The sequence below is a fragment of the Neglectibacter caecimuris genome, assembly GCF_034335015.1.
In the GTDB taxonomy this organism is placed as follows: Bacteria; Bacillota; Clostridia; order Oscillospirales; family Acutalibacteraceae; genus Acutalibacter; species Acutalibacter caecimuris_A.
In genome coordinates this window covers 1-11,590 of sequence record NZ_JAWXXK010000011.1, presented here as the reverse complement: position 1 = coordinate 11,590, position 11,590 = coordinate 1, and the positions used below count along the sequence as shown (strand labels likewise).

The following is an 11,590-nucleotide window of genomic DNA, read 5'->3' as shown; positions in this document are numbered from 1 at the left end:
CAAGCATCAGGAGGAAAATGAGTTATGGAGCTTGATTATTATGAAGCGCTTGGGGTAGAAGCACCGGAAAGCACCGGAGCGGCAGGCGAAAACGGGGAGGTCGCGGCGCCCGAACCCCGGGAAGGCGCGGAAGGCGAAAAAGAACGGGAGCTCGCCGCACCCGCAAAGGAGCAAGCCACGGAGAAAAAGAAGGAAAACGACGGGCAGAGCCCGGAAGAAAACGCCCGATATGCGGCGATCCGGCGAAGGGCTCAGCAGGAAGCCCGGCGAAAAATGGAAAAAGAGCTGAAGGAAAGGATCGCTTCCGCCGGGCTGCAGACCCCTTATCCCGGCGGAGATGCCGGCGGTCAAAATGTGCCTGCCGGTTATCAGGGACAGAGGGGCCAGCCGTATCAGAGCTTTTCGGAGGAGTCTCCGAAGGGAAGGTTCTCCCAAAGTGATACCCAGAGAGCGGTGGCGGAGGGGGTCAAGGCCAGGCTGGAGATGGATCTGAACACGGTAAAAACGCTGGACCCCACGGTGAAGGGGCTGGAGGATCTGTCCCGGCGGCCGGAATATCCGCAGATCTGCCGTCTGGTGGAAAAGGGCTTGTCCCTGCCGGAGGCCTATAAACTGGTCAATTTTGACGCCCTTTCCCGCCGGGCGGCAGACGCTACCCGGCAGGCGGCCTTAAATCAAATCAGCGGAAAGGATCATATGCGGCAGAGCGAATCCCGGGGCAGCGGCGCCATGCGGGTACCGGCGGATATCGCGGAGGAATACCGCATGCTGCTGCCCAATGTGACCGGTGCGGAGATCCAGGCCCACTATAACGACTATGTGAAACGTTAAAGAAGTCAGAAAATCACGATGAAAAGGAGAAAAAGCATGGCAATTTTGATCTATCAAACAGACAGCGGCAGGGTGCCCGGGCTGGAATATCTGCCCAGCGGGGCCATCACGCCGAAAACGGGAATGGCACTGAAGCTGACAGCCGGTAAGCTGGCGGTGGCGGCGGGGGCCGACACGCCTCTTTACCTGAGCATGACGGAAAGAAGCAAAGCCTGTACGGCGGGCGAGCTGATCCCGGTGATCCGGGCGGCGGCGGATATCATTTTTGAGACGGAGACCCCCGCAGGCTTTACCGCGGCTGTGGGAGACAAGGTACAGCTGAAAATCGATGGCTGCGGGCTGAGCGCCGCGGCGGGCGGCCCAGCGGAGATCGTGTATACCGACAGCGAAAGAACTCGCTTCCGTCTGGGGAAGACAGAAGCGGCTGCTTCGACCGCCCAGTAATGAAAACGCGGAGGAAGCAGAGAAAGGAGTACAGCTGTTCTTTTCCGCTGCCCGACCATGAAAGGCAACGATATAAAATTTGGGAGGAATTTTAATGGCAAATATTACATTCACTGAGGGCGCTGGCCTTCAGGATTCTATTTTCGGAAAATCTCAGGCGCCGATCCGGCTTTTTCTGGAGAAGCGGGGCGAGGCCTTTGAGCAGGAGAGCATGCTGAAAAAGCTGTTCAGCATGGAGGTTTCCAAGCATTTCGGAGAGAAGCTCACCACCATGACGGCCATGGAGGGCTTCCAGCCTGTAGGCGAAAACGGGGAATATCCCGTGGACGGCATGCAGGAGGGATACGACAAGTTCCTGGAGAATATGACCTGGAAAAACAGCTTTTCCCTGTCTCGGGAGATCGTGGAGGACGCGAAGGTCACCGACCTGAAGAAGCAGCCCTCGGCGTTTATCACCTCGTATCACCGCACCAGGGAAAAGTTCGGCGCGGCGCTGCTGGGCGGCGCCATGGCGGGAAAGACGGAAGTGAATTTCCAGGGGAAATCCTTTTCCACCACGGCGGCAGACGGCAAGAAGCTGTTCGATAAGAGCCACCCGGCAAAGGTTTCCGGAAAGCTTCAGGGTAACCTGTTTTCCGACGCCTTCAGCAACGACGCGCTGGCCGCGGTGGAGACCGCCATGCAGAATTTCCGGGGAGACAACAACGAGGTGCTGGACGTGGCTCCGGACACCATTCTGATCCCCAACCAGTACGCCCTGAAAAAGGCGGTGTTTGCGGCCATCGGAGCGGACAAGGATCCCGATACCGCCAACAACGGCTTCAACTACCAGTACGGGCGGTGGAACGTGATCGTATGGCCTTATTTGAACCAGTACCTCACCGCGGGTGCTTCCCCCTGGGTGCTGCTTGACAGCCGCTATAACGAGGACTACGGCGGGGCCATTTGGCTGGACCGCACAAAGCTTGAGGTGAGAAGCCGGATCGACGAGGGCAACGACGCCAACGTGTGGCAGGGCTACGCCCGCTTTACCGCCGGGTTTAACGACTGGCGGTTCGCGGCCTGCGGCGGAGTGACCGGCGGCGATAAGCTGCTGGGGGCATAATGGCATTCATGGCGTAACGCCGAACCGAATCACAATTTTTCATGAGAAAAGCGGCTGGGCCGCCGGAGCAAAACCGGCGGCCCAGCCGCCCATCATGGGAAAGGGGGAAATCTGTGAAAATAAAAGAAGTGATGGAATTTACAGACAGGGTAAAGCCCAACGCTTACACCGAGGAGCAGAAATTACAGTGGCTGAACGACTGCGAGGGAATGGTGCAGACCCAGGTGTTTCTATTCGCGCCGGTGGAGATCGTGCGGTACGCTCTTCCGGCGGATAAAAACACGGAGCTGTTGGTGGAAAAGCCCCACGATAAGCTGTATCTCTCCTATCTTTACGCCATGATCGACTTTGCCAACGGTGAATATAACAAATACCAGAACAGCATGCAGATGTTCAACACGGAATTTTCAGAATTTATGCGGTGGTTCGCGGGGGCTTACCGCCCGGCGGACACCAATGTGGAAGGGGAAAACGGCGTATGGTAAACGGAACTCCCGGCTGGAAGGGATATTATCTTTCGGCTTACGGGTTGGCTGTAAAGCGGGGCTATCCCGGAACAGAAGAAGAATGGCTGGATTCCCTGCATGGCGCAAATGTGGAAATGCGCTATGAAAACGGGGAATTGCAGTGGAAGCACGACACCTCAGAGGAATGGCACACCTTAGAGGAATTTACCGCCCTGCGGGAGCTTTTGGAAACGCAGGGAAAGGCCGCTGAGGATGCGGCGAAGCTGGCGGAGGAAAAGGCACAGGCGGTGCAGACCGCGGCAGCATTGGCAAACACAGCGGCTCAGAATGCGGAGTTGGCTGCAGGCGAGGCAGTAGAAGCCAAGGGGAAAGCAGAAGCGGCAGAAAGAACGGCAAATATCGCGGCAGAGCGAGCCAATAGGGAAGCTGAACGAGCCAATGCGGCTACGCAATCTGCACAAGAATCAAGGGAAGCGGCAGATGCTGCGGCAGAGCAGGCTAATGCGGCCGCGCAGTCCGCGCAAGAATCAAAGGAAGTGGCGAATACCGCAGCGGAAATGGCTTAGGAGACGGCCTCTGCCGCTCAGACCCAAGGAGAATATGCCAAGGCGCAAGGAGATCGGGCGGTTCAACTGATAAGTGAGCTTGAAAATACCGATGTAAGCAGTGTAATGACAGAGGTAGCGGCTCTGCAAAGCGGGAAGGCGGATCTGATAGAGGGAAAAGTTCCGGCAGAACAACTGTCCGATGTGTCAAAACAATTCTGTACTTTTGTTATTGGCACCAGCACGGCTGGCTGGACAGAAACAGACTGTGATTATCTCTGTGATGGGGTAGACGATCAGGAGGAAATCAATGCCGCGATCCAGACACTTCCCGGAACAGGGGGAGAAATCCTGATCCTTTCAGGTGCTTACAATATTACAAGTACGATCCAGCTTTCCTCCCCCAAGCAAGTGACAATGCGAGGAAATGGCTGCTCTTCTCAGTTGAATCTGAAATTTGACGGACCTCTTATACGTGTTACTTCAGGTTCGAGCAATTCTAAAATTTGTGATCTCATGTTAGTATCGAAACGCTCCCAATATCCGGCCGGTGTTGGTATAACTGGCCATCTCATATTGGATTCCGTATTTCAGAACATCCAATTTCGAGAATTTCACAAGGCGTTAGAGGGGGCATTTGGCTGGAACGTGATTTGCAATAATGTGTTTGTGAGCTGCGATGCTGGGTTTGATCTTTATAATGGGTATGTAAATACAATTAGCAACAATATATTCGATTACAGTGGCAGCTCCACTACCCGTGAGCTTGATTCTGTGATCAGCGGGAATGTTTTTATGTCTTCCAATCTCCGTGTAGGCGGGGAAGATCAAATCGTTACGGGTAATTATATCCAAGCAAGTAAAGAAACCGACTGCCCAGTTGAAATTTCAGGAACCAGGTGCGTGATCTTGGGAAATGTCGTACACCCAAAAACCAAATACCTGAATACTTATGCGATTGATATCACTTCTGCGGGAAAGCAAAACATGGTGGCCTACAACGCCGCCTTTGGGGGGAGCATAAACAATCGTGGAGGGAGTACAAACACTATCATTGGGAACAAAACCGAGTAGGAGGCAAAAATGGAATATCCTTTTTCTTTAAACGGGAGAACGATACATATTGACCGGTATTCTGTTTCTTATCAGGAAAAACTCCTTCATGTTGCTGAAGACGGAAATATTGTCAGCACAATAGAGGATAAGGTTCAGTATTGCAATACTGAACCTTGGGCACACAATATCGCAGAGCGATTTCACGGTGAGATTTTAAAGCTAAATACTGCTGATTACGAATGGTTGGATGGGATCGAAGTAGCTGATGTGAAAAATCCTTATGCCGAAGCTGTCAGAATTTTTGAGATGGGACAAGCCGCCTATGAAGCGGAGCTGAGTAAACCCACCCCGGAAGAGCGGGCCGCCGCGCTGGAACAGCAGGTCACGGATCTGCAAATGGCCTTGTGCGATATGTATGAGGCAATGGAAAAAGGCTGAAAAATAGAATTTTTCAGCCTTCTGGAAGTTTTGCTTCCCGGTTTGAAAAACCGGGATTTTGCGGAGCAAAAGCGCAAAACATTCCGTCAAAAAAAGGAGGAATCAAATATGATTGCCAGAGTGTATGCGGAACTGATCCGCAAGGGAAAGAAAACATTGGGCGATGTGCCGAAGTCTCTGCAAGAGGCGGTACAAGTGGAACTGAACAGGCAGGGGACTATAGGCAATGAATAGCCTGCGATTTCTGCTTTTGGGATTCTTGCTAAGGAAGGAGGTGCTGGAAATGGCGGTGGTATACGCTACTTTGATTGTAAAAGGGAAAAAGACCTTTGCGCAGGTGCCGGACAGGCTGAAAGCGGAGGTAAAGGATCTTCTGGTCTCTCTTGATTGTGGCGAGCTGGCAGAATAAAAAATTGGAGGTGCAAAATGGAAGCGGCAATACGAATGAAAAATATGGTTTTGGGCGTTTTGGCAATGATTGGAAGCGCCCTTTCCAATCTGCTGGGAGGGTGGGATATCACCTTGCAGATATTACTGTGCTGCATGGCGGCGGACTATATCACCGGTTTAGTCGTTGCCGGGGTATTTCACAATTCCGGGAAAACGCAGACAGGGGCATTGGAAAGCCGGGCGGGATTTAAGGGATTGGTGCGAAAATGCGCGATCCTGCTGCTGGTATTTCTGGCGGCGCTGCTGGACGCTTACACCGGGCACAACTTTGTACGGCCGGCAGTGTGTATGTTCTTTGTGGCGAACGAAGGGCTTTCCATTCTGGAAAATATCGGACTGATGGGCGTGCCCTATCCGGCATTTTTGGAAAACATGCTGGAAGCCCTGAAAAAGCAGGGCAATGATGGAAACGGAGAGGAGGAGTAGGTATGATAACTATTCAAAAAGAGCTTTGCCCTAAATGGCGGTATGATCTCAAATGCCCCTATACCCGAACGCCCAGCCGGATCGTGGTACATAACACGGCCAACGACGCCCCGGCGCTGAGTGAGATCACCTACATGGTGAACAATGATAACGAGGTGAGTTATCACTATGCCGTGGACGAAAAAGGGGCCGTGCAGGGCCTGCCGCTGGAGCGGAACGCGTGGGCCAGCGGGGACGGTCACGGCGAGGGAAACATGGAGGGGATCCATATTGAGATCTGCTGGTCGAAGTCTGGCGGGGAGCGGTTTGAGAAGGCGGAGCGAAACGCGGCGGAGCTGATCGCTCAGCTGCTGAAACAATACGGCTGGGGCCTTGACAAGGTGACGAAGCACCAGGACTATGACGGGAAATACTGCCCCCACAGAACATTAGACCTGGGCTGGCAGCGATTTTTGAATCTGGTAAAAAAGGAAATGGAGGAAGAGAAAGTGACCTACGAGCAGTGGAAGGAATATCAGGAGAGATACGAAAAGGAGCAGGCGGCAAAGCAGACCAGTAAATGGGCCCAGCCCGCGGTGGCCTACTGCATGGAAAACGGCCTGATGAGCGGGGACAAGGAAGGCACCTTCCGGCCCCAGGCGGAGATCACCCGCCAGGAGGTGGCCCAGGTGGCTATGAATCTGCACGAGAAGCTGAAAGAGAAATCAGCATAAAGATCCAACTCCCGGCTATAGAAAAGCCGGGAGCTTTTTGAAAGGAGGCTTTTGAAAATGCCGGGAAATATTTTGGCAGTAGACACGGGGTTCCCCGAGCTGAATCAGGGAAGCCCGGAGGAAAAAATATCCGCCCTGGCCGGGTATGTGTACCAGCTGCTGGAGCAGCTGCGGTACACGCTGAACAACCTGGGGCAGGACAATTTCAACGATACGGAGTTAAAAGGGCTGGAGAAGCTTTTTACCGGGCCCCTGACGGTGCGGGTGGAGGAAACGGAAAAGGGCATGGCGAAGCTGGAGATCACCGCCGAAGGCATTACGGCAACGGTGCAGAACCTGCGGGGAGATCTCTCCAGTATCCGGCAAACGGTAGAGGGACTTCGGATCTGCACGAAAACCGAGGACGATGTGGGCATATCGGCGCTTTCCGGAATGTCCCTTTATTTTTTAGATGAGACGGGCGATAACATCATCGGCCGTGTCAATATGGATAACAACGGCAGCGGCGTGGACGAATCCACCGTGCGAATGTTTGTGGGCACCGGAACGGACTATGCCGGTCGCCCTTATTCCCTGAAGCTGGAATCAGCGGGGAATACCAGCTATGAGGGGAAAGAGAATGTGTACATCAAAGCAACAGCCGGAAACATCAGCATCAACGGGAAAAAGACTGTCAAAATCAGTGCGGGCGCTGGAAGCAGCAGGCTTGAGATCGGAAACGGGGTCATTTCCTTTAACGGTCAGCAGCTTGCCACCTTACCCGCGCTTTCCGATTTGATTGACGCCAGACTGAAGGCCCACAGGTTGATTTCTTAGCAGAACAGAACATACGGAGAAAGGAGGGGTCGCATGGAAAGCGGAAAACTGTCTGTGCGGCAATCGGTAAAATGAGCGGACTTCCTGAAATGCGCTACAAGGACGGAATCAAAAAAACCACCCAGGTGAAGGTGAAGGGCTATGACCACAACCCCGGGGCCGGGGACGGCGCCCTGTGGGATATGAAAAACATGACGGGGGACAAGTTTCCCCTGCTCAGCACTCGAAGAAAGCGGCTGCTGCTGCGCTGCCTGGAGGAGCCCCATGGGCTCTATGCCCACGACGGTCTTTTCTGGGTGGACGGCACCGGCTTTTTCGCGGACGGAGAACAAAAAGGCACGGTGGAGGCCGGAAAAAAGGAATTTGTCTCTCTGGGGAAATATCTGCTGATCTTCCCCGACAAGGCCTATTACCGCACGGATACCGGGGAATTCGGCGCTTTGGAGGCGGAATGGACGGGAACGGTGACCATCACAAGCGGCACCTATGGCGGAAAACCCGCGGCGGCCAATACCATTAAAACAACGGGAGAGCCCTTTCCCTTTGCGGTCAACGAAGCGGTGAAGATCACGGGCTGTACCCTTTCGGAAAATGATAAGACCCCCATTATCCGAGAGCTTTCGGAAAACAAAAAAGAGCTGCGGTTTTATGAAAATACCTTTGCTCAAAAATCCTGGACGGGGCAGGTAACCCTCAAGCGGGAGGTGCCGGACCTGGATTTTCTGTGCGAGAACGAAAACCGGGTGTGGGGCTGCAAGGGAGATACCATCTATGCCTCCTATTTGGGGAATCCCTTTATCTGGAACAATTTTGACGGCCTTGCCACTGACAGCTTTGCCGTTGAGGTAGGCAGCGCGGGAAATTTTACGGCGGCCTGCTCCTTTATGGGATACCCCATGTTTTTCAAGGAGGATCACATTTACAAGGTGTACGGCAGCAAGCCCAGCAATTTTCAGGTGATGGGCAGCGCCAGGCTGGGCGTAAAGGCCGGGGCGGAAAAAAGCCTGGCCGTGGCGGGAGAGAGGCTGTTTTATCTTTCCCGCTCCGGTATCGCGGCCTGCTCCGGCGGCATGCCGGAGGATATTTCCCACGCCTTCGGGGAAGCGGTCTATCAAAACGCGGCAGGGGGCTCCGACGGCGGAAAGTATTATGTTTCCATGAAGGAGCGGGAAACGGGCGCATGGCACCTTTTCGTGTTCGACACCCGTACAGGCCTGTGGCACAGGGAGGACAGCACAGAGGTTCTGGATTTTGCCTGGGACAACGGCGGGCTGGTGTGCCTGGACCGCGGCGGAAGCATGTGGCTTTGCAACCCTGGCGGAACAGAGGAGCAGGGGGAAGAGGAGGCGCAGCTGCAAAGCTTCGCGGAATTCGGAGATTTTATCGAGAACAGCTCAGATGAAAAGGGGCTTTCCAAGATCCAGCTTCGGGTGGAGCTGGAGCCGGGGGCCACTCTCGGGATCAAGCTGAAGTTTGACAGCGAGGACGCTTGGCAGACGGTTTCTGTATTGCAGGCGGCCCCGAAAAAGCGAAGCTTTCTCCTTCCGGTGATCCCCCGCCGGTGTGACCACTGGCGGCTGCGCCTGGAGGGCACGGGAGGCTGGACGCTGTATTCCCTGAGCCGGGAATATTACGCGGGGTCGGATTTAGGAGCCGCAATTTAGGCGTTAAAGGGAAGGGCTGTTAGCTGCCCTTCTCACAAGAATCAATCACATGACAACAAGAAAGGAGCTTCATTGTGGCAAATAAAAGCAGATTGCAGCTGTGGCAGGACAGGCTTCTGAAAAACGAAAACGCCTGCCAAAGCGCGCTGGACGCCATGGACGCAAGGCAGGAGATCTATCTGGGGAGCAGCCGGTTGATCTCCCGGGTGAAGGGAGACAGAAAAACAAAGGCCGCCCATGTGAGAAACCTGACGGCGGAGCTGATCGAAGCCCAGGTGAACTCCTCCATTCCCCAGCCGAAGGTAACGGCAAAGCGGAAGGAGGACGAGGGGAAGGCGCGGCTCATTGAGGATATGCTCCGAAATGAGCTGGACAGGCTTCCCTTTGAGCAGTTGAACGATATGATGGAACGCACCGTGCCCATTCAGGGCGGCGCCTGTTTCCTGGTGGAGTGGGACAACCGCAAAAGAACCCACACCACCGTGGGAGAGCTGGCGGTCACGGCGGTGCACCCGAAGCAGCTGATCCCCCAGGAGGGCGTGACCACCGGCATACAGGACATGGATTATGTGATCCTGAAGCTGCCCCAAACGAAGGAAAGCCTTCGCAAGCGGTACGGTGTGACCCTGGAGGAGCTGGAGCAGGAAGAGGAGGACGGCAAGGGAACCGATACGGTAACGCAGTATACCGCCTATTACAAAAATGATTCCGGCGGCATCGGTCTGTATTCCTGGGTGAACGATACCGAGCTGGAGGACCTGCCGGATTACCAGGCAAGGCGGATCAAACGCTGCAAGGACTGCGGCGCCCCAAAGCCGGAGGGCGGCGAAAAGCAGCCCTGCCCCAAATGCGGGTGTAAGGAGTGGGAGGACTCGGAGGAGGAGTTTGAAGAGCTGTGGGACCCCATCGCCCGGTCAGACGGCTCCACGATCCCCGGGGTGTTTGCCCAGGAGCAGGAGGACGGCCTGGGGGGCGTTGTCACAACGGCGGGGCCCACCCGGATCCCCTATTACAAGCCGGATATTTTCCCGGTGATCCTGCAAAAGAATGTTTCCGTGTACGGCCAGCTTTTAGGCGATTCCGATGTGGATAAGATCGCCGACCAGCAGAACACCGCCAACCGCATCGAGACGAAGATCATTGAAAAGCTGGTAAAATCCGGCAGCTATCTGGTATTGCCGGACGACGCCTCTCTCCGTGCCGACGCGGAGGACATGAAGGTGATCCGCCCCGGCACGCCCGCGGCGGCCCAGATGATCAGCGTGAAGGACATGGAGGGGAATATTTCCCAGGATATGGCCTATCTGGCTCAGGTGTACGAGGAGGCCCGGCAGGTCATCGGCATTACAGATTCCTTCCAGGGCAGAAGGGACACCACCGCCACCTCCGGCAGGGCCAAGGAATTTTCCGCCAATCAGGCGGCGGGGCGGCTGGAAAGCAAACGGGTGATGAAAGACGCCGCCTATGCCCAGCTGTTTGAGGCCATGTTCAAATTCAAGCTGGCCTATGCGGACGAAAAGCGCCCGGTGATTTCCCGGGATATGGACGGCAATCCCCTGTACGAGGAATTCAACCGTTACGATTTTCTGGAGCAGGACGCCGCCGGGGAATGGTACTGGAACGATGGCTTTCTGTTTTCCTGCGATACCACCGCCCCTCTGGCGAACAACCGGGAGGCCATGTGGCAGGAAACCAGGCAGAACCTGCAAAGCGGGGCCTTCGGCAACCCCGCGGAGCTGAACACACTGCTTCTGTTTTGGGGGAAGATGGAGCTGCTGCATTATCCCGGCGCGGGGGAAACCAGGCGGTATCTGGAACGCAGACAGGCGGAGGAGGCTCAGCAGGCGCAAGCCCAGCAGGCCCAGCAAGCGCAAATGGCCCAGATGGCGGAAATGGCCCAAACAGCGGAAATGCCGCCGCAGGTACAGGGGCAGCCGGAGCTTCCTCCGGAAGCGGCGGGAAATGGAATGCCGGTCATGTAAGGCGAAGAAAAACAGGCAGGAGAGTCCCCTGACCGAACAATTTACAATCTTAGCAAAGGAGAAAAAATTATGCCTACCTATACTTATGACGATTTTTTGAAAGCAACAGAAAAGCAGGGCTGGGGCCTGGGGAATGGATTTTCCGAGGCAGACTGGAAGCTGGCCCAGGAAAACCCGGACGCGGGCATGAGCATTTTGCAGTCAAAGATAGATTACAACGCGGCGACAACCGAGGAGGAGAGAATCAGGGCCAACCAGAGCGCAGAGCGGACGAGAAGCCTATACGGCGGCTATACGGAGGGCAGGTCGGGAAATCAGTATCACCTGGACGATCCCTCTCCGAGAAGCTTTCAAATGCAGGAGGAAAAGCCCACCTTTTCCTATAACCTGGAAACAGACCCGGTATATCAGGCGTACCAGAAGCAGTATCTGCGGGAGGGCCAGCGTGCCACCCAGGACACGCTGGGAACGGCCGCAGCGTCTACGGGAGGCTTGCCCAGCAGCTATGCCATGACGGCGGCCAGCCAGGCGGGAGATTACTATGCCGCGCAGCTGTCGGACAAGGTGCCGGAGCTGTACCAGCAGGCCTACAGCCGTTACCTGAACGACCTGAACCAGTGGAACACAGACAGAAGCTTCCGGTACGGCCAGCA

Annotated in this window: 14 protein-coding genes and 1 pseudogene; all 15 read left to right on the top strand. The window is 55.2% G+C overall.

All coding sequences use genetic code 11. The annotated features are described in order from the left end of the window. Positions 1–24 precede the first annotated feature (24 nt). Entirely contained in the window at positions 25–831 is an 807-nt protein-coding gene (locus U8T64_RS13165) for a hypothetical protein (RefSeq protein ID WP_322184201.1), read from the top strand. A gap of 36 nt (positions 832–867) precedes the next feature. Next, positions 868–1,275 carry a hypothetical protein gene (locus U8T64_RS13160; protein WP_322184199.1) on the top strand — a complete coding sequence of 136 codons (408 nt, stop codon included), beginning with the start codon at positions 868–870 and terminating at the stop codon, positions 1,273–1,275. A 94-nt stretch (positions 1,276–1,369) separates the two neighbouring features. Next, positions 1,370–2,380: a phage major capsid protein gene (locus U8T64_RS13155; protein ID WP_322184197.1), complete on the top strand. Its 1,011-nt coding sequence runs from the start codon at positions 1,370–1,372 to the stop codon at positions 2,378–2,380. A 113-nt stretch (positions 2,381–2,493) separates the two neighbouring features. Next, entirely contained in the window at positions 2,494–2,865 is a 372-nt protein-coding gene (locus U8T64_RS13150; protein WP_322184195.1) for a hypothetical protein, read from the top strand. Continuing rightward, positions 2,859–3,413, top strand: coding sequence for a hypothetical protein (locus tag U8T64_RS13145; RefSeq protein ID WP_322184194.1), 555 nt, complete (start codon positions 2,859–2,861; stop codon positions 3,411–3,413). The genes U8T64_RS13150 and U8T64_RS13145 overlap by 7 nt, the downstream gene beginning before the upstream one ends. A 105-nt stretch (positions 3,414–3,518) precedes the next feature. Next, a complete protein-coding gene (locus U8T64_RS13140) occupies positions 3,519–4,466 on the top strand; it encodes a hypothetical protein (protein ID WP_322184192.1) in 948 nt (315 codons plus the stop codon). A gap of 9 nt (positions 4,467–4,475) precedes the next feature. Beyond that, entirely contained in the window at positions 4,476–4,886 is a 411-nt protein-coding gene (locus tag U8T64_RS13135; RefSeq protein ID WP_322184190.1) for a hypothetical protein, read from the top strand. Positions 4,887–4,994: 108 nt separating this feature from the next. Next, positions 4,995–5,120: a CD1375 family protein gene (locus U8T64_RS13130; protein WP_322184188.1), complete on the top strand. Its 126-nt coding sequence runs from the start codon at positions 4,995–4,997 to the stop codon at positions 5,118–5,120. A gap of 49 nt (positions 5,121–5,169) precedes the next feature. Beyond that, positions 5,170–5,295 carry a CD1375 family protein gene (locus tag U8T64_RS13125; protein WP_367575424.1) on the top strand — a complete coding sequence of 42 codons (126 nt, stop codon included), beginning with the start codon at positions 5,170–5,172 and terminating at the stop codon, positions 5,293–5,295. A gap of 35 nt (positions 5,296–5,330) precedes the next feature. Next, complete coding sequence (locus U8T64_RS13120; protein ID WP_322184184.1) at positions 5,331–5,762, top strand: phage holin family protein; 432 nt, start codon at positions 5,331–5,333, stop codon at positions 5,760–5,762. 2 nt (positions 5,763–5,764) lie between these two features. Beyond that, positions 5,765–6,475, top strand: a complete 711-nt coding sequence (locus tag U8T64_RS13115; protein ID WP_322184182.1) for an N-acetylmuramoyl-L-alanine amidase — start codon at positions 5,765–5,767, stop codon at positions 6,473–6,475. Between the two features lie 57 nt (positions 6,476–6,532). Next, positions 6,533–7,291, top strand: coding sequence for a hypothetical protein (locus U8T64_RS13110; RefSeq protein WP_322184180.1), 759 nt, complete (start codon positions 6,533–6,535; stop codon positions 7,289–7,291). 89 nt (positions 7,292–7,380) lie between these two features. Beyond that, complete coding sequence (locus U8T64_RS13105) at positions 7,381–8,955, top strand: hypothetical protein (protein WP_322184178.1); 1,575 nt, start codon at positions 7,381–7,383, stop codon at positions 8,953–8,955. Between the two features lie 74 nt (positions 8,956–9,029). Next, complete coding sequence (locus U8T64_RS13100; RefSeq protein ID WP_322184176.1) at positions 9,030–10,937, top strand: portal protein; 1,908 nt, start codon at positions 9,030–9,032, stop codon at positions 10,935–10,937. A gap of 69 nt (positions 10,938–11,006) precedes the next feature. Then, positions 11,007–11,590, top strand: a pseudogene (locus tag U8T64_RS13095) (hypothetical protein); the annotation flags it as partial.